This is a genomic window from Streptomyces sp. NPDC056161 (genome assembly GCF_042268025.1).
In the GTDB taxonomy this organism is placed as follows: domain Bacteria; phylum Actinomycetota; class Actinomycetes; order Streptomycetales; family Streptomycetaceae; genus Streptomyces.
The window spans coordinates 332118-352310 of the sequence record NZ_JBHJUV010000002.1 but is presented as its reverse complement, the minus strand read 5'-3'; the positions used below and the strand labels follow the sequence as shown (position 1 = coordinate 352310).

The following is a 20193-nucleotide window of genomic DNA, read 5'->3' as shown; positions in this document are numbered from 1 at the left end:
GTGCGTCGCTGCTTCCGCTAGTCGAGTGTGGCCTGCCCGGGTGCAGCCTGCCACAACCTTGCCGAGTTGCCCGGCGTGTCGGGCTGGGGCCCTGGATCGCCGTTATGGCACGGTTACCTGTTCGCAACGCTAAGTGACCAAAACCGCCACCCTGCGCAACTAGCCCCCCTCCAGCGGTCCAACAAGGCCCCGGGCACCCCGAAAGACGACCGGACCCAGGGCTCGCAACAGTACTCCATTCGGACCACGTGCGTGGATTGGCGCGCCGCCCAACTTCCGGCGGGGGGTGGGCGCCAGGCGCCCCTGCCCCGGATTTCTCGATCACAGGCGTGGCAAACTTCACGCAATCCACAAAAACGGAACTATCGGTTTCGCCTGTACGTCACCTTCTCGTGTAGTCCGTCGGTCAACTGCATGAAAGACAGGCAAGGTCCGGGATGCGTAAAAAGCCCGATTCAGCTGTTGAGTCGAGCGGGCGGGAGGAGGTGCGGCGCAGGCGGGTCGACCTGAATTTCCCCCAGGTCGCGGGGAGCGCGGTGGCCGCGGTCGTGGCCGCCAAACTCGCCTCCTACTTCGGCGTCTACGGCACCATCCTCGGCGCCGGCGTCGTCAGCGTCGTCGCCACCTGCGGTGGCAGCTTCTTCCAGCACTTCTTCTCGCGGACCGGCGAGCAGATCCGGGACGCGGCGGTCGCCACGAGGCCCAGGGAGCAGGCGCTCCCGGCGCAGGGCGAGTTCACCGAGGGCACGGTCTACCGGGCCCGGATCCGCGGCTGGCGGCGCCCGGTGCTCGCCGCCGCCGTGGTCTTCCTGGTCACCATGGCCGGCATCACCACGTACGAACTGGTCTCCGGCGGCAGCCTCAGCGGCGGTACCGGCACCACGGTCAGCGACGTGCTCCACGGCTCGTCGTCCGCGGACTCCGGCGGCTCCGCCCCGGCATCGCCCGAGCGGTCCCCGTCGGCCGGGACGTCCTCGTCGTCCGCGGGCACGTCCACGGCGGGCACCGGGGACACGGCGGGCACCGGGGACACGTCGGGAGGCGGGGGCACCGCGGGGGACGGGGCGACCGCGACCCCCACGCCGAGCGCTTCCACGGACCGGGGGCCGGGCGTCCGGACGGAGGTGACGCCGTCGCCCTCCGCGACGCCCAGCGGTTCGGTCACGGCCCCAGCACCCTCCGCAAGTAGTCGTTCTGGAACCGCCGGTCAGGATCCAGCCGGTCACGCAGTGCCGTGAACTCGCCGAAGCGCGGATAGACCTCGGCGAAGTAGGCGGCGTCCCGGGTGTGCACCTTGCCCCAGTGCGGCCGCCCCTCGTGCGCGGTGAAGACGCGCTCGGCGAGGGTGAAGTACGCCTGGAACGGCGTGCCCCGGAACATGTGGACGGCGATGTAGGCGCTGTCCCGGCCGGAGGCGGTGGACAGGGCGATGTCGTCGGCCGGGGCCGTGCGCACCTCGACCGGGAAGCTGATCCGCAGCCGGGAGCGGTCGACCGCCGTCTTCAGTTCGCGCAGCGTGTCCACCAGGGCGGCGCGCGGAACGGCGTATTCCATCTCCACGAACCGCACCCGGCGCGGGGAGGTGAAGACCTTGTGCGGGATGTCCGTGTAGGTGCGCGCGGACAGCGCCCTGCTGGCGGCGTTCGCGACGGCCGGGACGGCCGCGGGCACCGCCCGGCCCACCCACTGGGCCACCTGGAACACCCCGTTGGAGAGGAACTCGTCCTCGAACCAGCCCGCCAGCCGTCCCACCGGCCGCTCCGGACCCGCGCTGCGGTTGTTGCGCTTGGTGTTGGTGTTTCCGGTGTGCGGGAACCAGTAGAACTCGAAGTGCTCGTTCTCGGCCCAGAGTTCGTCGAAACCGGCGAGGACCCGGTCCAGGGGCATCGGCTCCTCACGTGCCGTCAGCAGGAAGACCGGCTCCACGGCGAAGGTGATCGCGGTGACGATGCCGAGGGCGCCCAGGCCGATCCGGGCGGCCGCGAAGACCTCCGGGTTCTCCTGCTCGGAGCAGGAGAGCACCGAGCCGTCCGCCGTGACCAGCTCAAGGCCCCTGATCTGGGCGGCGATGGAGGCCGAGTCGCGGCCGGTGCCGTGGGTGCCGGTGCTGGTGGCCCCGGAGGCCGTCTGCTCCGTGATGTCGCCCATGTTGGTGAGCGACAGGCCCTCGCGCGCCAGGGCCAGGTTGAGCCTCTTGAGCGGGGTGCCCGCCTCGACCGTGACGGTCATGTCGTCCCGGTTGATCGTGCGGATGCCGGTCAACAGTTGAGGGCGGATCAACACTCCGTCGGTGGCGGCGACGGCCGTGAAGGAGTGCCCGGTGCCGACCGCCTTCACCTTGAGGCCGTCCTCGGCGGCCCGCCGTACGGCCGCCGCCAGTTCCTCCACCGAGGCCGGTGTCACCTCCCGCGCGGGGTGGGCGACGACATTGCCGCCCCAGTTACGCCACGTGCCGTTCTTTTCGCTCGCTGTGGTACTCAACGACGCCTCCCCGACCCGCGGCCGGCCTGCTGAGCCGGCGGAACCCGAGGAAACCGACCGTGACCGCGACGGCCCCGGACACGGCCGGAACCCCGTACCCGGCGCGCGCACCGGCCGAGTCGATCACCCAGCCGGCCACGGAGGAGCCGACGGCGACCCCGACCGCTAGGCCGGTGCTCACCCAGGTCATGCCCTCGGTGAGTTTCGCGCGAGGTACGTGCTGTTCGATGAGGGACATCGTCGTGATCATCGTCGGTGCGATCGACAGGCCCGACACGAACAGCGCCACGGCCAGAAGCGGCAAGTTTCCGACCAGTAGGAGGGGGATCATACTCACGGCCATCGCGCATATGCCCAACAACCAACGACGTTCCGGCCGCCCGGCGAAGTGCAGCAGGCCGAACACCATCCCGGCCACGCAGGAACCCGCCGCGTACAGCGCCAGAACCAGGCTCGCGGCGCTCTTGTGGCCGCGCTCGTCGGCGAAGGCGACCGTGACCACGTCGATCGCCCCGAAGATCGTCCCGGTGGCGACGAAGGTCGACACCAGCACCTGGAGGCCGGGCGTGCGCAGCGCGCTGCCGCCGTGGTGCTCGCGGCGGTGCGGCTCGGGCTCGGTGGCGCGCTGGGCGGTCAGCCAGAAGACGCCGACGGCCAGGAAGCAGGCGGCCAGCAGCGGCCCGGCCTCCGGGAACCAGGCCGTGGACAGGCCGATGGAGATGATCGGCCCGAAGATGAAGCAGACCTCGTCGATCACCGACTCGAACGAGTAGGCGGTGTGCAGGTGCGGGGTGCCCCGGTACAGGGCCGCCCAGCGGGCCCGGATCATCGCCCCCAGGCTGGGCACCGAGCCGATCCCGGCCGCGCAGACGAACAGCACCCAGTCCGGCCAGGAGAAGTACGCGGCGAGCAGCAGGCCGGCCGCCGCGGCGAGCGCCACCAGGGTCGCCGGACGCAGCACCCTGCGCTGCCCGTGCCGGTCGACCAGCCGGGAGATCTGCGGGCCGATCGCCGCGGCCGACAGCGCGAGGGTGGCCGACAGGGCGCCCGCGAGCCCGTACCGCCCGGTGAGCTGGGAGATCATCGTGACCACGCCGATGCCCATCATCGACAGCGGCATGCGGCCGAGGAACCCGGCCGTGGAGAACGCCTTGCTGCCGGGCGCGGCGAACAGGGCGCGGTAGGGGCTGGGCACGTGGGTCTCCGAGGTGCGGTACGGCGGGCTCCGGCCGGCCGCGGGTGCGGGAACGCGGTGGACCGGTGAGCGGGCCAGTAAGGCGTGAAGGGCGTCGATACAGCTTACGAGTAAGGGCACCCTAATGCACCAGGAAAGTCGCGGGAAATCCGGCCGGAACCGCACTCGTCACCCTGCCGTTCCCCGGCTGTCGGTACCAGGTGGCAGGATCGAGACATGCCAGACGCGCACGATGCCACCCCCTACGACGCCCTGCTCCTGCTCTCCTTCGGCGGCCCGGAGGGCCCGGACGACGTGGTCCCGTTCCTGGAGAACGTGACACGGGGGCGCGGCATCCCCAAGGAACGCCTCAAGGAAGTCGGCCGGCACTACTTCCTGTTCGGCGGGGTCAGCCCCATCAACGCCCAGAACCGCGCCCTGCTGGACGCCCTGCGCAAGGATTTCGCGGAACACGGCCTGGGCCTGCCGGTCTACTGGGGCAACCGCAACTGGGCGCCGTACCTGACGGACACCCTCCGGGAACTGGTCGCCGACGGCCGCCGCCGCGTCCTGGTGCTCGCCACCAGCGCCTACGCCTCCTACTCGGGCTGCCGCCAGTACCGGGAGAACCTGGCCGACGCGCTGGCCGCCCTGGCGGCCGAGGGTCTCGAACCGCCCCGCATCGACAAGCTCCGGCACTACTTCAACCACCCCGGCTTCGTGGAGCCCATGATCGACGGCGTGCTGCGATCCCTCGCCGACCTCCCCGAGGCCGTGCGCGACGGCGCCCACATCGCCTTCACCACCCACTCCGTCCCGACCTCCGCGGCCGACACCTCCGGCCCCGTCGAGGCGCACGGCGAGGGCGGCGCGTACGTCGAGGAACACCTGGACGTGGCGCGGCTGATCGCCGACGCCGTCCGCGAGCGCACCGGCGTCGACCATCCGTGGCGGCTGGTCTACCAGTCCCGCTCCGGCGCCCCGCACATCCCGTGGCTGGAGCCCGACATCTGCGACCACCTGGAGGAGCGGCACGCGGCCGGCGCACCGGCCGTCGTCATGGCCCCCATCGGCTTCGTCTCCGACCACATGGAGGTCCTGTACGACCTCGACACGGAGGCGAAGGACAAGGCCGACGAACTGGGCCTGCCGGTGCGCCGCTCGGCCACGGTCGGTGCCGACCCGCGGTTCGTGGCCGCGATCCGCGAGCTGGTCCTGGAGCGCGCCGCCGCGGAGAGCGGACGGCCCGTCGAGCGGTGCGCCCTGGGCGCGCTCGGCGCGAGCCACGACCTCTGCCCGGTCGGCTGCTGCCCGGCCCGCACCCCGCGCCCGGCCGCCGCGGGCGCCGACAGCCCCTACGCATGAGGAGCCCCGTGACCGACACCCCGTACCCGGACCTGCTGGCCCTCGCCCTGGAGGCCGCCCGCCGCGCCGGCGACCTGCTGCGCGACGGCCGTCCGGCCGATCTCGCCGTGGCCAGGACCAAGTCCAGCCCGATCGACGTCGTCACCGAGATGGACATAGCCGCCGAGAAACTGATCACCGGGCTGATCGCCGACCAGCGCCCGGACGACGGCTTCCTCGGCGAGGAGGGCGCCTCCAGCGACGGTACGAGCGGCATCCGCTGGGTGATCGACCCGCTCGACGGCACGGTGAACTACCTGTACGGGCTGCCGACCTGGTCCGTGTCCATCGCGGCCGAGCAGGACGGGGAGACCGTCGTCGGGGTGGTGGCCGCCCCGATGCGCGGTGAGACGTACCACGCGGTACGCGGCGGCGGCGCGTGGGCGACGGGGGCCTGGACGGGCGAGCGCGCACTGGCCTGCCGCCCGGCGCCGCCCCTCGACCAGGCCCTGGTGTCCACGGGCTTCAACTACGTCTCCGCGGTCCGCGGCCACCAGGCCCAGGTCGCCGCGCGGCTGATCCCGCTGCTGCGCGACATCCGGCGCGGCGGCTCGGCCGCGGTCGACCTGTGCGACGTGGCCGCGGGCCGCCTGGACGGCTACTACGAGCGCGGGCTGAACGCGTGGGACATGGCCGCGGGCAACCTGATCGCCCGGGAGGCGGGCGCCCTGACCGGTGGACGCCCCGGAGAGCGCCCCTCCGGCGATCTGGCGGTGGCGGGTACCCCCGGCGTCTTCGAACCCCTCCAGCGCCTCCTGGAGGACTTCGGCGCCTGGCACGACTGACGGCTACTGCGGCACGGGGGCACCGGACCCCCAGACGCGGTCCGGCCGGCCCGACACGGGACCCTGTCCGTGTCCACCGGTCGGGAACCCGGCGCGGAACACCGACCGGGAACCAGGCGGAGGACACCGGCCGTAGAACGCAGCGGGACCCCGGCGCTGGATTCGCCGGGGTCCCGCCGTTGCGCTACGGGCTGTCAGACGCTTGAGGCGCCGACCTCCACACCGTGTTCGGCAGCGAGGCGGTGCAGGTCGTCGAGTTCGGCCTGTTCCACCTCGGCGAGGAAGTCGTCGCCCTCGTCGCGAGCCCGGGACAGGTCGGACTCGGTCGCCTTTATGCGCTGCAGAAGTCCTGCGGTGAATGCGTCCATGCTGCGCCCCCTCGTCCTGGGTCGTGGGTCGGTGGCACGGGGGTGTGCCGTTCAGAAGGGGCGATCACGTCTCCCGCAGGTGCCCAGCACTGCCCTGCTGGGCGGCGACGGTGCCGGACACCCGCGCCCGCCCTGCGGGAAGCGGACTGACATGCCGCATGGTGGTACGGCACACGCAGAGCGTGATCGCGGGGTGTAAACCGGTCCTCCCCTCGGTCCCTTCCGAAGAAACCTCAACCGAAGGAGAAAATTTCGCATTCCCGCCCCGGCGCCCCGATCCGTCCGGCTCCGTTCCCGTCTTACTGCCGACTTATGGCCGAAAAGGGCAGGATGGAGCCACACCCGGGAAAGCCCTGCCCGCGCGCCCATGGTTGGGCCGTGCGGGTGGACACAGGAAGGACTAGCGACGTGCGCGTACTCGTCGTCGAGGACGAGCAGCTGCTCGCGGATGCGGTGGCCACCGGACTGCGCAGGGAGGCCCTGGCGGTCGATGTCGTGTATGACGGCGCCGCCGCTCTGGAGCGCATCGGCGTCAACGACTACGACGTGGTCGTCCTCGACCGAGACCTCCCGCTCGTGCACGGCGACGACGTCTGCCGCAGAATCGTCGAGCTGGGCATGCCCACGCGCGTGCTGATGCTCACCGCCTCCGGCGACGTCAGTGATCGGGTCGAGGGCCTGGAGATCGGCGCCGACGACTATCTGCCCAAGCCCTTCGCCTTCAGCGAGCTGATCGCACGCGTGCGTGCCCTCGGCCGGCGCACCAGTGTGCCGCTGCCGCCCGTCCTGGAGCGGGCCGGGATCAAGCTCGACCCGAACCGCCGCGAGGTCTTCCGGGACGGCAAGGAGGTCCAGCTCGCGCCGAAGGAGTTCGCCGTGCTGGAAGTGCTGATGCGCAGCGAGGGCGCCGTCGTCTCCGCGGAGCAGCTCCTGGAGAAGGCATGGGACGAGAACACCGACCCGTTCACCAACGTCGTACGGGTGACGGTCATGACCCTGCGCCGCAAACTGGGCGAGCCGCCCGTCATCGTGACCGTGCCCGGCTCCGGCTACCGGATCTGATGCGCCGTGGCCACGACACCCGCGCCCCCGCAGGCGCCCCCGAAGCCGACCTGGGACCCGCGCAGACCCCAGCCGCCGTTCCCCTGGCTGCGCCCGACCATCCGGATACGGCTGACCCTGCTGTACGGCGGCATGTTCCTGATCGCGGGCATCCTGCTGCTGTCGATCATCTACCTGGTGGCCGCGAACGCGCTCAACGTGGGCAGTGAGCTGCCGTTCAAGATCCTCTCCGGCTCGGTGAGCAGCAGCAGTTGCAACTTCCCGAGCGCGCCGTCGGCGGCCGAGCTGAACAACGCGATGAACGACTGCGTCAACCAGCAGCGCCAGCACGCCCTCGACGACCTGCTCAGCCGCTCGCTGCTGGCCCTGCTGGGCCTCGCCGTGATCGCCTTCGCGTTCGGCTACGCGATGGCCGGCCGCGTGCTGTCCCCGCTCGGCCGGATCACCCGCACCGCGCGTGCGGTGGCGGGCTCGGACCTGTCCCGGCGGATCGAGCTGGACGGCCCGGACGACGAGCTGAAGGAGCTGGCGGACACCTTCGACGACATGCTGGAGCGGTTGCAGCGGGCCTTCACCGCCCAGCAGCGGTTCGTCGGCAACGCCTCGCACGAGCTGCGCACCCCGCTCGCGATCAACCGCACCCTGCTGGAGGTGCACCTGTCGGACCCGGAGGCGCCCGTGGAGCTGCAACAGCTGGGCAAGACCCTGCTGGCCACCAACGAGCGCAGTGAGCAACTGGTCGAGGGACTGCTGCTGCTCGCCCGCAGCGACAACCAGATCGTGGAGCGGGGACCCGTGGACCTCGCCGAGGTCGCCTCGCAGGCCATCGACCAGGTGCACGCGGAGGCGGAGGCCAAGAGCGTGCGGATCACGGGCGAGCGCGGTCCCGCGGTGATCCAGGGCAACGGCGTACTGCTGGAGAGGATCGCCCTGAACCTGGTGCAGAATGCCGTGCGGTACAACGTGCCCGAGGACGGCTGGGTCGAGGTCACCACCGAGGTCCAGCACGGACAGGCGGTACTGTCCGTCTCGAACACCGGCCCGGTGGTCCCGGCCTACGAGATCGACAACCTCTTCGAGCCCTTCAGACGGCTCCGTACGGAGCGGACGGGCAGCGACAAGGGTGTGGGGCTCGGCCTGTCCATCGTCCGGTCCGTGACGCGCGCACACGGCGGTCACATCTCGGCACAGCCGCGTGAGGGGGGCGGGCTCATGATGCGGGTCACCCTGCCGACCTGAGGGTGAGCCGCCGCGATCCCGGTCGCGGCGCAGACGATCTTGCCGGAAGGCCGACACACGCGGGGATGTTCGCTTTGCGCTGAATCTTCGGGCGGGTCGACGGGGGTTCGCATGTGTGATCAATCACAAGGGCGGATTTCCGGCCATCTACTCTCCGTGATCACAATCCTGGGCGGAAAGCCGGGAACATCCGGGTTTTCAAGGGTCTTGATCACGGGAAGTACACGGTGAGACGCCTTTGAGGTGCGGCATTCGGACCGTGTACGGTCCCCATCGCCATCCAAGCCGATCACTCTTGAGGAGTCCGGTTGGGTGTCGATTGAGTAACAGACCTTGATGTGAGGCAAAATCTCCGCCTCGGGTCGGGCACAAGTCCGGCCTCTCACGCGTTACGTGCGCTGGAGACACCGCAGACACCCAGAGGGGGAGAGCGACATGGCAACCGATTACGACACTCCACGCAAGACCGACGACGACGTCGACTCGGACAGCCTGGAAGAACTGAAGGCCCGGCGGAACGACAAGTCGACCTCCGCTGTGGACGTGGACGAGTTCGAGGCCGCCGAGGGCCTGGAACTACCGGGCGCCGACCTCTCGAACGAGGAGCTGGCGGTCCGGGTACTGCCCAAGCAGCAGGACGAGTTCACGTGCATGAGTTGCTTCCTGGTGCACCACCGCAGTCAGCTGGCCCGCGAGAAGAACGGTCAGCCGATCTGCCGCGACTGCGACTGAGGGCGGGTCGGCCGTGACTGGCTCGACCCCTCCTCGGAAGCGCCGCTTCCCGTTGCGGGGAGCGGACCACGGGCCGCGGGACGGCTCGTACGGCGCGCGTGACGACGAGCGAGGCTCACCGGAGACGGGGGCCTCGCTCGACAAACCGACCACGGACCGGGGTGACCGCCCGGAGCCGGCCGAGCACCCCGCGCCCGTCGCACCGACGGAGGAGTTCCCCGCCCGCACGCGACCGAGGGTGCGGACAAGAGCCGTCGCCATCGGCGGCAAGGCCCGGGATCTGGCCCGGGAAGGGGCCCGCAAGGGCGGGAGCCGCGCCAAGGCGGGGCTGGCGTACCTCACGGACCGGATCATCGACATGGCCCCGCGGATCGCCGTACGCGACCTCGCGACGCTGCGTGGACAGTTCCCCGGTCTCGGGCCGGAGCAACTCGCGGACAAACTCGTGGCGGGTGCGGCCCACGGGACCTCGGCGGTGGGAGCCGGGGTCGGTGCGGCGGCGATGCTGCCGGTGCCGCCCGCGATGCCGACCGAACTGGCCGCGGAGATCACCGGGGTCGCGGCGATCGAGTTGAAGCTGGTCGCCGAACTGCACGAGGTCTACGGGGTACGGCCGCCGGGCGGCCTGATGGCCCGCAGCACCGCGTATCTTTCCTCCTGGTCGGGGGAGCGCGGGATCGACGTGATGAAGCCGTCGACGATCAACACGGCCCTCGGGGGCCAGATGAAGCGCGAACTGCGCCAGCAGATCATGAAGCGGATGGTGCGGGACCTGCCGAACCTGATGCCGTTCATGGTCGGCGCCGCCGTCGGGGCGGTCATGAACCGCCGCGACACCAAGAAACTGGCCGCTCGGATCCGCGCCGACCTGCGCAAGGTCCAGGTCCCGTGGGACGAACTGGCCGAGCTGCCCCCGCTGGAGCCTCCCGCGGAGCCGCTGGCGCCGGGAGATCTGCCCGGGGAACTCGACCGCTGACGAGACGCCCCCAGGCCCCCCTCGGGGCCTGTACCGGCCGAGCAGGCGGTGCGCGAAGTCCGCTGCGGTCGGGCAGCGCTCTGAGTAGGCACGGGGCTGTGCTGAACAGGCATGGGGCTGTGCTGAAGGGGCGCGGGGCTGTATCGACATGCGGCTCAGCCGCAGTGGGGGCCGGCGAAGCCGAGCGGAGCGCTCAGGCCGTCGCGCCGTCGCGGGCCGCGTCGATCGCCGCCGCCAACTGCTCCGGGGCGCGCGTCGACAGATACAGGTACGGCGTCGGGTCGGCCGGGTCGCTGACCTCGACCCGCAGGGCCTGCGGGATGTAGGAGCGCAGCAGCAGGAAGGCGCGGGTGTCGGCCTTGTACGTGCGCCAGGCGCGGGCCTCCTCCGGATCCAGGATCTCCCACTCGCCGAGCGCCGCCACCGGGATCTTCGCCTCGCCCGCGATCAGGTGATCGCCCACGACGCGGATGCGCGGCGAGCCGTACGAGCTGGCCATCACCGCGGCCACCGCCGTACCGCCGACCAGTCCGCCCAGCAGCGGCAGGGTGCCGAAGGGGAGCAGGACCAGGGCGCAGGCGACGCCGACCAGAAGGCTGATCAGCCACCACGAACGGGGGGCGGTGAGGCGTTCTTCGTACGGGCTGCCGGGGTGCTCCATGAGCCAAGCTTGGCACGCGTGGCGAAGGCCGCCCGAATCGGGGCGCCCGCCGCAACCGGACGCCGGTGAGGGGTGTAGCTGCGGGGTGCCGCGGGGTAGAGCGGAGGTGGGTCGACGGGCGACGGGTGGTGGGGCGTGTCAGGCCGGGTAAGGTCTGCGGCTGTGAGTGGTGGTTCCGCTGTCCTTCAGCCCCCCGCCGACGCCGTCGAACCGGTGCGGCATCCCGATGCGCCCGCGCCCGGCGAGGTGCTCGGCTCGCATTACGGACAGTGCTTCGGCTGCGGCCAGGACCAGCCGCACGGGCTGGGCCTCGCGGTGCGGGCGGGCGAGGGTGTCACCCTGACCGCCGAGTTCACCGTGCGGCCCGCTCACCAGGGCGCCCCCGGTCTCGCGCACGGCGGGGTGCTGGCGACCGCCCTCGACGAGGCGCTGGGCTCGCTGAACTGGCTGCTTCGCAAGGTCGCGGTGACCGGGCGGCTGGAGACCGACTTCGTGCGGCCGGTGCCGGTCGGCACGCGTCTCCACCTGACCGCCGAGGTGACCGCGGTCGCGGGGCGGAAGATCTACGCCTGTGCGGTCGGCCGCATCGAGGATCCCGGCGGGCCCGTGGCCGTCCGTGCCGACGCCCTGTTCGTCGAGGTCGAGGTCGGCCACTTCGTCGAGAACGGCCGCGACGAGGAGATCCAGGCCGCGCTGCACGACCCGGACCAGATCCGGCGGGCCCGCGCCTTCGAGGTGAACCCGTGAGCGCCCCGGACAGCGCGGCCCCGGCGCGTCGTGCCCCCCTGGACGTGCTGATCCGGCGCGTCGACCCGGACGTACCGCTTCCGGCGTACGCGCACCCCGGGGACGCCGGCGCCGATCTGCGCACGACGCTGCGGTGCGAGCTGGCGCCCGGAGAACGGACCGTCCTGCCCACGGGTGTGTCGATCGCCCTCCCCGAGGGGTACGCGGCCTTCGTGCACCCTCGATCCGGTCTGGCCGCCCGCTGCGGTGTCGCGCTCGTGAATGCCCCAGGGACGGTTGATGCCGGGTACCGTGGGGAGATCAAGGTGATCGTGGTGAATCTCGACCCGCGCGAGTCCGTGCGGTTCGAGCGCTTCGACCGGATTGCCCAACTGGTCGTCCAGCAGGTCGAGAGGGTCCGCTTCCAGGAGGTCGCGGAGCTTCCCGACTCGGCGCGGGCCGAGGGGGGCTTCGGTTCCACCGGGGGCCACGCCACGGTGGGCGGCGAGAGCGACAGAAGTGGCCGGGTCGCCGAGGGCGGCCGGGCGGGTGGGAATCGATACGCTTCGGTCGTATCCGACCGGGAAGGACAGTGACGTGTTCGGACGTCGCAAGAAGAAGGGTGCCGCCGAGGACGCGGCCGGCGAGGCCGAGCAGGTCGTCGACAGCGTCGACACCGAGGCGGACGAGGAAGAAGCGGGCGGGCCCGAGCAGCGGGTGCGGCTCGAACCGGAGCCCCGCCCCGACGGGCCGTGGGACGACTCCGAGGTGCGCGACCCGGCCGAGGGCCGGGTGGATCTCGGCGGTCTGTTCGTGCCGGGTATCGACGGCATGGAGCTGCGGGTCGAGGTCGCGGGAGACGCGATCGTCGCGGCGACCGTCGTGCTGCGCGACAGCGCGGTCCAGTTGCAGGCGTTCGCCGCGCCCAAGCGCGAGGGCATCTGGGGCGAGGTCCGCGAGGAGATCGCCTCCGGCATCACCCAGCAGGGTGGCATCGTCGACGAGGTCGAGGGCCCGCTGGGCTGGGAGCTGCGCGCCCAGGTGCCGGTGCAGCTGCCCGACGGGACCGGCGGCTTCCAGGTCGTGCGGTTCATCGGTGTGGACGGCCCGCGCTGGTTCCTGCGTGGAGTGATCTCGGGTCAGGGCGCGGTGCAGCCGCAGGCGGCCGGGCTGCTGGAGCAGGTCTTCCGGGACACGGTCGTGGTCCGCGGCGAGGGCCCGATGGCGCCCCGCGACCCGATCGTCCTGAAGCTGCCGAACGACGCCCAGATGGTTCCGGAGGGCGTCCAGCAGGAGGAGTCCTCGCGCTTCTCCGGCGGCATGGGCCAGTTGCAGCGCGGACCCGAGATCACCGAGGTCCGGTAGCGGACAGCCGAGTACCAGTACCAGTACCAGTCAGCCAACAACGACGAGGGCCGCACCCCGGGCCAAGGGGTACGGCCCTCGTCGTGTTCACATGCGTGGTCGTCGATTCCGTTCCGGCGCGGGGACATCCGATCTCGTGTGCGGGCCCTTGACGGGCTTTTGGTCTGTACCTATGGTCTCCGGCCAACGCCTCTGTTCATAAAGGCGCTCCGAGTTCACATACGAGAACGGAGTTGCTGTGCGTCGTACCCCCCTCCTCGCGGTGGTGGCCGCCCTCGTGCTGGGCGTCTTCGCGGCCCCCGCCGCACAGCGTGCCGACGCTGCCCCCACCGCCTTCGTCCACCCCGGAGTCACCGTCTCCCAGGGCCAGCTGGAGTTCGCCCGCACCAAGGTGCTGGCCGGAGCCCAGCCCTGGAAGGGCGCCTACGACCAGATGATGGCGAGCAAGTACGCCGACCTGAACCGCACGCCGAAACCCCGCGCCACCGTCGAGTGCGGTTCGTACTCCAACCCCAACTACGGCTGCACCGACGAGCGCGAGGACGCGATAGCGGCCTACACCGACGCCCTCGCCTGGTACATCACCAAGGACGCCCGGTACGCCCAGAAGGCCATCCAGCTCATGGACGCCTGGTCGGCCACGATCACCAGCCACACCAACAGCAACGCGCCGTTGCAGACCGGCTGGGCCGGCTCGTCCTGGCCCAAGGCGGCCGAGATCATCAAGTACACGTACAGCGCTGGCTGGGCGAACTCCGGCCGTTTCGCCACCATGCTGCGCGACGTCTACCTCCCCGTGGTCATCAAGGGCTCCAACTCCAACGGCAACTGGGAGCTGTCCATGATGGAGGCCGCCGTCGGCATCTCCGTCTTCCTGGAGGACAAGGCGTCCTACGACACGGCCATGGCGAAGTTCCGCACCCGCACGGCCGCCTACGTCTACCTGTCCACCGACGGTGACCTGCCGAAGACCGTACCCAGCCAGAACCTGAACACCCGGGACAAGATCGTCTCGTACTGGCAGGGCCAGTCCACCTTCGTCACCGGGCTCACCCAGGAGACCTGCCGGGACTTCACCCACACCGGGTACGGCATCTCCGCGATCTCGCACGTCGCCGAGACCAGCCGGATCCAGGGGCAGGACCTGTACGGCACCGACGTCGGCGAGCGGCTGCGGCAGGCCCTCGGCTTCCAGTCGAAGTACCAGCTCGGCACGGCCGCGCCCAGCTGGCTGTGCGGCGGCTCCCTCAACCTCGGCCTCGGGCCGGTCACCGAGGTCGGCTACAACGCCCTGCACAACCGCCTCGGCATCGCCATGACCAACACCCAGACGCTGACCCAGAACAACCGGCCGGCCGGCAGCAACAACCTCTTCGTCGCCTGGGAGACCCTGACCCACGGCGACAACCCGAACTGACGGATCCGGACCGATCCAGAACAGATCACAAGCAATCCGAACCCATCTGAACCCATCCGAACCCATCCGAACCGCATCCGGACTGCATCCGAACCCCATGCGGACCCCGTGCGAACCCCATGCGAACCCTTGGACGGCCGGGCGTCGGGCGGCGATACTGGCGCCCGGTCGACGGGGGAATCGGTTGTGACGGGGGAAGCGGCATGAACGCTCAGGTCATCACGGAGACGATGGTGCGCGTCGAGGACGTGCACCGCTCCTACGGGCACGGAGCCGCCGCCGTGCACGCCCTGCGCGGGGTCTCCTTCGAGATCCCGCGCGGCGAACTCGTCGCCCTCAAAGGGCGCTCGGGATCCGGCAAGACCACCCTGCTGAACCTGGTCGGCGGGCTCGACGTGCCGGACCGCGGCCGGATCACCGTCGACGGCCGCGACCTCGCCGGACTGGGCGAGCGGGGCCTGCTGGCGCTGCGGCGCGACCGGATCGGCTTCGTCTTCCAGTCCTTCGGGCTCATCCCGATCCTGACCGCGGCGGAGAACGTGGGTGTGCCGATGCGGCTGCGCCGGGCCGACCCGCGCGAGCGCGAGGAACGCGTCGACCTGCTGCTCTCCCTGGTGGGTCTCGCCGAGCACGCGGCCCAGCGCCCCGGCGAGCTGTCCGGCGGCCAGCAGCAACGCGTCGCCATCGCCCGCGCCCTCGCCAACGGCCCCGCGCTGCTCATCGCCGACGAGCCGACCGGCCAGCTGGACGCCGAGACCGGGCACGCCGTGATGGAACTGCTGCGCGCCGTCGTACACAGCGAGCAGGTCACCGCGCTGGTCGCCACGCACGACACCACCCTGCTGGACCTGGCCGACCGGGTGCTCGAACTGGGCGACGGGGAGATCGCCGAACGCTGACGCACGGTCCGGCGACCGGCGGCGCGGTGATCGCGCCACCGCGGCCCGGCGCCCGCCGTACCGCGCCCGGTACGCTCTGACCTGCGCCGACCGGTGGCGGCGGGCGTGGAACTGATCGACTCATCAGGGTTGCGTCAAAGTTGCCCGTCACCCCACCACCTGTCCCTTTCGTCGCAATTGCGGGCCGTAAGGTCGACGCTGCGTCGGCAGTAGTGACGGGAAGACAATGGGGCCATGGCACGCGGAAAGCTTCGGATCTATCTCGGTGCGGCACCGGGCGTGGGCAAGACCTACGCGATGCTCTCGGAGGCACACCGGCGCATGGAGCGGGGGACCGACTGCGTGGTCGCCTTCGTGGAGCACCACGAGCGGCCGCGCACCGAGGTGATGCTGCACGGCCTGGAGCAGGTGCCCCGCAAGGAGCTGGAGTACCGGGGCAGCCGCTTCACCGAGATGGACGTGGACGCGGTCCTGACCCGCCGCCCCCAGGTCGCCCTGGTGGACGAACTCGCCCACACCAACATCCCGGGCTCGCGCAATGCCAAGCGCTGGCAGGACGTGGAGGAAATGCTCGCCGCCGGGATCGACGTGATCTCGACGGTCAACATCCAGCACCTGGAGTCGCTGGGTGACGTGGTCGAGTCGATCACCGGCGTGCGGCAGCAGGAGACCGTGCCGGACGAGGTGGTCCGCCGCGCCGACCAGATAGAGCTGGTCGACATGTCGCCGCAGGCGCTGCGCCGCCGCATGGCGCACGGCAACATCTACCAGCCCGACAAGGTGGACGCGGCCCTGTCGAACTACTTCCGGCCGGGCAACCTGACCGCGCTGCGGGAGCTGGCGCTGCTGTGGGTGGCCGACCGGGTCGACGAATACCTCCAGCAGTACCGCAGTGAGCACCGGGTCTCGAAGATCTGGGGCTCGCGGGAGCGGATCGTGGTCGGTCTGACCGGCGGCCCCGAGGGGCGGACGCTGATCCGCCGCGCGGCCCGGCTCGCCGAGAAGGGCGCGGGCGGCGAGGTGCTGGCCGTCTACATCGCCCGCAGCGACGGCCTGTCCGCGGCCTCACCCAAGGAGCTGGCCGTCCAGCGTGCCCTCGTCGAGGACCTGGGCGGCACCTTCCACCACGTCGTGGGCGACGACATACCCGCCGCGCTGCTGGACTTCGCCCGCGGCGTCAACGCCACCCAGATCGTCCTCGGCTCCTCGCGCCGCAAGACCTGGCAGTACGTCTTCGGGCCCGGCGTCGGCGCCACCGTCGCCCGCGAGTCCGGCCCCGACCTCGACGTGCACATCGTCACCCACGGGCAGGTCGCCAAGGGCCGTGGGCTGCCCGTCGCCCGGGGCGCCCGGCTCGGCCGGAGCCGGATCCTCTCCGGCTGGCTGGTCGGGCTGCTGGGCCCGGTGGCCATGGCGCTGCTGCTGAACGCCGTGGACCTCGGCCTCGCCAACGACATGCTGCTGTTCCTGTCGCTGACGGTGGCGGCGGCCCTGCTCGGCGGACTGCTGCCCGCCCTGGCGTCGGCGGCCTTCGGGTCGCTGCTGCTGAACTACTTCTACACGCCCCCGCTGCACCGGCTGACCATCGCCGACCCGCACAACATCGTCGCCATCGTGATCTTCGTCGGGGTCGCGGTGTCCGTGGCCTCGGTGGTGGACCTCGCCGCCCGGCGCACCCATCAGGCGGCCCGGCTGCGCGCCGAGTCCGAGATCCTGTCGTTCCTCGCCGGCAACGTGCTGCGCGGCGAGACCAGCCTGGAGGAGCTGCTGGAGCGGGTCCGGGAGACCTTCGGCATGGAGTCGGCCGCCCTGCTGGAGCGGGCGGGCGACGTCGAGCCGTGGACCTGCGCCGGCCGGGCCGGCTTCGGCCCGCCGCTGGCGCGCCCCGAGGACGCCGACGTCGACATGCCGGTCGGGGACCACATGGCGCTCGCGCTGACCGGCCGCGTGCTGCCCGCCGAGGACCGCCGGGTGCTGGCGGCCTTCGCCGCGCAGGCCGCCGTCGTCCTGGACCGCCGACGCCTGCGGGAGGAGGCGCTGCGGGCCCGCGCCCTCGCCGAGGGCAACCGGATCCGCACCGCGCTGCTCGCCGCCGTCAGCCACGACCTGCGCACCCCGCTCGCCGGCATCAAGGCCGCGGTGACCTCGCTCAGGTCCCACGACGTCGACTGGTCCGAGGAGGACCGGGCGGCGCTGCTGGAGGGCATCGAGGAGGGCGCCGACCGCCTCGACCACCTGGTCGGCAACCTGCTCGACATGTCCCGGTTGCAGACCGGCACGGTCACCGCGATCATCCGCGAGGTCGACCTCGACGAGGTGGTCCCGATGGCGCTGGTCGGCGTGGACGAGGCCGGCGTGGAACTGGACGTCCGCGAGACCCTGCCGATGGTCTCCGTCGATCCCGGGCTGCTCGAACGGTCGGTGGCCAACCTGGTGGAGAACGCCGTCAAGTACAGTCCGCCCGGCCGCCGTGTCATGATCTCGGCGAGCGTCATCGCCGACCGGGTGGAGGTGCGGGTCGTGGACCGCGGGCCGGGCGTCCCGGACGAGGCCAAGGAGCGCATATTCGAGCCCTTCCAGCGCTATGGCGACGCCCCGCGCGGCGCCGGGGTGGGTCTCGGGCTCGCGGTCGCCCGCGGCTTCGCCGAGGCGATGGGCGGCACGCTGACCGCCGAGGACACCCCCGGCGGCGGCCTCACCATGGTCCTCAGCCTCCGGGCGGCAGGATCGCGTCCCGAGGTCCTCCCCTCCGGAGAGGGCCTGGCAGAACCCGAACCCGAAAGGGAGGCTTCATGACCCGGGTGCTCGTGATCGACGACGAGCCGCAGATCGTGCGCGCCCTCGTGATCAACCTCAGGGCCCGCAAGTACGAGGTCGACGCGGCCCCCGACGGCAGGACCGCCCTCGAACTCGCCGCCTCCCGCCACCCCGACGTGGTGGTCCTCGACCTGGGCCTGCCGGACATGGACGGCGTCGAGGTGATCAGGGGCCTGCGCGGCTGGACCCGGGTGCCGATCCTGGTCCTGTCGGCCCGGCACTCCTCCGACGAGAAGGTCGAGGCGCTGGACGCGGGCGCCGACGACTACGTCACCAAGCCGTTCGGCATGGACGAACTGCTGGCCAGGCTGCGTGCCGCCGTGCGCAGGGCCGAGCCGGTCGGCCCCGGCGAGGACGACGTGACCACGGTGGAGACCGAGGGGTTCACCGTCGACCTCGCGGCGAAGAAGGTCAACCGGGGCGGCAAGGACGTCCGGCTGACCCCCACGGAGTGGCACCTGCTGGAGGTGCTGGTCCGCAACACCGGACGGCTGGTCAGCCAGAAGCAGCTGTTGCAGGAGGTGTGGGGTCCCTCGTACGGGACGGAGACCAACTACCTGCGCGTGTACATGGCACAGCTGCGCAGGAAGCTGGAGACCGACCCCTCGCACCCGCGGCACTTCATCACCGAACCGGGGATGGGATACAGGTTCGAGCGGTAGGCCCGCCGGGGGCGGCTTGCGGCGGGCCGGTGGCGCGACTGTGCGGTCCCGCCACCGGTCCCGGACGCACCGGTACGTCGCCGTCGGCGGGCGCCGGTACGCTTCTGTCATGAGTGCTGTTCCGCATTCCGAGAAGCCGGCCGGCCGGTTCCGGCGCATGCTCGACCGGCTCTCCTCCTCGCAGGAGGACCTGGAGTCCGAGGAGCTGCGGGAGGACGCCGAGACGGCCGGCTGCATACGGATCGGCGACTGCCAGGACCGGCAGATCGTCACGGTAACTGGTACCTTGCGCACGGTCACGCTGCGTCCGCGCGCCGGAGTCCCGGCCCTGGAGGCCGAGCTGTTCGACGGCTCCGCAGCACTGGACGTGGTGTGGCTCGGCAGGCGTTCCATCGTGGGTATAGAACCGGGGCGCAAGCTGATCGCATCGGGCCGGATCTCGATGAGCCGGGGCCGCCGGGTGCTGTTCAACCCGAAGTACGAACTAAGACCCCTTGGACGGGAGTAGCCGGTGACGTCACTCGACAAGCCGACCGAAGACGCCACTCAGCAGGACGACGCGCGGGCGGTGACCGAGGCCGCGCTGTTCGAAGCGTTCGGCGGTGTCCGGGGCATGGTCGAAACGGTCCTGCCCGGGCTCCTCTTCGTCACCATCTACACGATCAACAAGAACCTGCACTGGTCCGCGATCGCGGCCCTGGCCGTGTCGGTGATCCTGGTCGTGGTCCGGCTGGTGATGAAGGACACCGTCAAGCACGCCTTCAGCGGCGTCTTCGGCGTGGCCTTCGGTGTCCTGTTCGCGATGTTCACGGGCAACGCCAAGGACTTCTACCTCCCGGGCATGCTCTACACCCTGGGCCTGGCCCTGGCGTACATCATCACGACCCTCGCCGGCGTTCCCCTGATGGGCCTGATCCTCGGCCCGGTCTTCAAGGAGAACCTGTCCTGGCGCCATCGCAACCCCGGCCGCAAGAAGGCGTACGCCAAGGCCAGTTGGGCCTGGGGACTGATCCTGCTCGGCAAGTGCCTGGTCCTCTTCCCGCTGTACTGGTGGGCTGACACCGCGCAGCTCGGCTGGGTCCTGGTGGCGCTGAAGATCCCGCCGTTCCTGCTCGCCGTCTGGCTCACCTGGGTCTTCCTCGCGAAGGCGCCCGCGCCGATCGACGTGTTCGCCGAGATGGAGGCAGCGGAGAAGGCCGAGGAGGAGCGGAAGACGGCGCAGGCCGACCAGGCCGCGGAGTCCGACGAGTCGGCCGCGGGACGGCACCGCCGGGAGGCGTGAGCGACATCCTCGACACGGAGGGGGCGCCCCGGGGCACCCGGCGCCCCCCCCCGCCGGGGGCGCGGCGGCCACGGCGCGGGGGGGCCGGGGCCGCGGGACCCCCGCCCCCCGCGGCCGCCCCGAGGGCGGGCCCCCCCCGGCGC

Annotated in this window: 20 protein-coding genes; 16 read left to right on the top strand and 4 right to left on the bottom strand. The window is 71.3% G+C overall.

Translation table 11 applies throughout. The annotated features are described in order from the left end of the window. Positions 1–437 precede the first annotated feature (437 nt). Complete coding sequence (locus ACFC09_RS03435; protein ID WP_376523493.1) at positions 438–1238, top strand: hypothetical protein; 801 nt, start codon at positions 438–440, stop codon at positions 1236–1238. Here ACFC09_RS03435 and ACFC09_RS03430 read toward each other — a convergent pair. Beyond that, positions 1162–2481: a D-arabinono-1,4-lactone oxidase gene (locus tag ACFC09_RS03430; RefSeq protein WP_376523490.1), complete on the bottom strand. Its 1320-nt coding sequence runs from the start codon at positions 2479–2481 to the stop codon at positions 1162–1164. The genes ACFC09_RS03435 and ACFC09_RS03430 overlap by 77 nt on opposite strands. Then, on the bottom strand, positions 2441–3676 hold the full coding sequence (locus ACFC09_RS03425) for an MFS transporter (RefSeq protein WP_376523488.1): 1236 nt from the start codon (positions 3674–3676) through the stop codon (positions 2441–2443). Before ACFC09_RS03425 ends, ACFC09_RS03430 begins: the two co-directional genes overlap by 41 nt. Before the next feature lie 216 nt (positions 3677–3892). On the opposite strand from ACFC09_RS03425, the gene ACFC09_RS03420 reads away from it, so the two are divergent. Then, on the top strand, positions 3893–5020 hold the full coding sequence (locus ACFC09_RS03420) for a ferrochelatase (RefSeq protein WP_376523486.1): 1128 nt from the start codon (positions 3893–3895) through the stop codon (positions 5018–5020). Then, on the top strand, positions 5017–5844 hold the full coding sequence (locus ACFC09_RS03415) for an inositol monophosphatase family protein (protein WP_376523485.1): 828 nt from the start codon (positions 5017–5019) through the stop codon (positions 5842–5844). Before ACFC09_RS03420 ends, ACFC09_RS03415 begins: the two co-directional genes overlap by 4 nt. Positions 5845–6038: 194 nt before the next feature. Here the strand turns inward: ACFC09_RS03415 and ACFC09_RS03410 are convergent, their stop codons facing one another. Next, positions 6039–6212, bottom strand: a complete 174-nt coding sequence (locus tag ACFC09_RS03410) for a hypothetical protein (RefSeq protein ID WP_376523483.1) — start codon at positions 6210–6212, stop codon at positions 6039–6041. 408 nt (positions 6213–6620) lie between these two features. On the opposite strand from ACFC09_RS03410, the gene ACFC09_RS03405 reads away from it, so the two are divergent. The 4 genes from ACFC09_RS03405 to ACFC09_RS03390 all read left to right on the top strand — a co-directional run bounded on the left by ACFC09_RS03405 (position 6621) and on the right by ACFC09_RS03390 (position 10221). Continuing rightward, on the top strand, positions 6621–7274 hold the full coding sequence (locus tag ACFC09_RS03405) for a response regulator transcription factor (RefSeq protein ID WP_031035257.1): 654 nt from the start codon (positions 6621–6623) through the stop codon (positions 7272–7274). A gap of 6 nt (positions 7275–7280) precedes the next feature. Continuing rightward, positions 7281–8513 carry a sensor histidine kinase gene (locus ACFC09_RS03400; protein WP_376523481.1) on the top strand — a complete coding sequence of 411 codons (1233 nt, stop codon included), beginning with the start codon at positions 7281–7283 and terminating at the stop codon, positions 8511–8513. A gap of 435 nt (positions 8514–8948) precedes the next feature. Next, a complete protein-coding gene (locus tag ACFC09_RS03395) occupies positions 8949–9245 on the top strand; it encodes a DUF4193 domain-containing protein (protein ID WP_005481602.1) in 297 nt (98 codons plus the stop codon). Between the two features lie 13 nt (positions 9246–9258). After that, positions 9259–10221, top strand: a complete 963-nt coding sequence (locus ACFC09_RS03390; RefSeq protein WP_376523479.1) for a hypothetical protein — start codon at positions 9259–9261, stop codon at positions 10219–10221. A 193-nt stretch (positions 10222–10414) separates the two neighbouring features. Here the strand turns inward: ACFC09_RS03390 and ACFC09_RS03385 are convergent, their stop codons facing one another. After that, positions 10415–10882, bottom strand: coding sequence for a DUF3093 domain-containing protein (locus ACFC09_RS03385; protein ID WP_376523477.1), 468 nt, complete (start codon positions 10880–10882; stop codon positions 10415–10417). 162 nt (positions 10883–11044) lie between these two features. On the opposite strand from ACFC09_RS03385, the gene ACFC09_RS03380 reads away from it, so the two are divergent. The 9 genes from ACFC09_RS03380 (at position 11045) to ACFC09_RS03340 (ending at position 20050) form a co-directional block, all read left to right on the top strand. Continuing rightward, complete coding sequence (locus tag ACFC09_RS03380) at positions 11045–11629, top strand: PaaI family thioesterase (protein ID WP_376523474.1); 585 nt, start codon at positions 11045–11047, stop codon at positions 11627–11629. Further along, on the top strand, positions 11626–12204 hold the full coding sequence (dut, locus tag ACFC09_RS03375) for a dUTP diphosphatase (RefSeq protein ID WP_376523472.1): 579 nt from the start codon (positions 11626–11628) through the stop codon (positions 12202–12204). Before ACFC09_RS03380 ends, dut begins: the two co-directional genes overlap by 4 nt. Position 12205: 1 nt before the next feature. Then, the gene (locus ACFC09_RS03370) at positions 12206–12973 is read left to right on the top strand and encodes a DUF3710 domain-containing protein (RefSeq protein ID WP_376523469.1); all 768 of its coding nucleotides are present in this window, start codon (positions 12206–12208) and stop codon (positions 12971–12973) included. A gap of 238 nt (positions 12974–13211) precedes the next feature. Continuing rightward, a complete protein-coding gene (locus ACFC09_RS03365; RefSeq protein ID WP_376523467.1) occupies positions 13212–14390 on the top strand; it encodes an alginate lyase family protein in 1179 nt (392 codons plus the stop codon). A gap of 203 nt (positions 14391–14593) precedes the next feature. Next, entirely contained in the window at positions 14594–15289 is a 696-nt protein-coding gene (locus ACFC09_RS03360; RefSeq protein WP_376523465.1) for an ABC transporter ATP-binding protein, read from the top strand. 234 nt (positions 15290–15523) lie between these two features. Then, on the top strand, positions 15524–18085 hold the full coding sequence (locus ACFC09_RS03355) for an ATP-binding protein (protein ID WP_376523462.1): 2562 nt from the start codon (positions 15524–15526) through the stop codon (positions 18083–18085). After that, positions 18082–18768, top strand: a complete 687-nt coding sequence (locus ACFC09_RS03350) for a response regulator (protein ID WP_376523459.1) — start codon at positions 18082–18084, stop codon at positions 18766–18768. Before ACFC09_RS03355 ends, ACFC09_RS03350 begins: the two co-directional genes overlap by 4 nt. A 109-nt stretch (positions 18769–18877) precedes the next feature. Beyond that, positions 18878–19276 (top strand): OB-fold nucleic acid binding domain-containing protein, encoded by a 399-nt coding sequence (locus ACFC09_RS03345; protein WP_376523456.1) that lies wholly within the window; start codon positions 18878–18880, stop codon positions 19274–19276. A gap of 3 nt (positions 19277–19279) precedes the next feature. After that, positions 19280–20050, top strand: a complete 771-nt coding sequence (locus ACFC09_RS03340; RefSeq protein WP_376523453.1) for a DUF3159 domain-containing protein — start codon at positions 19280–19282, stop codon at positions 20048–20050. The last annotated feature ends 143 nt before the right edge of the window (positions 20051–20193 follow it).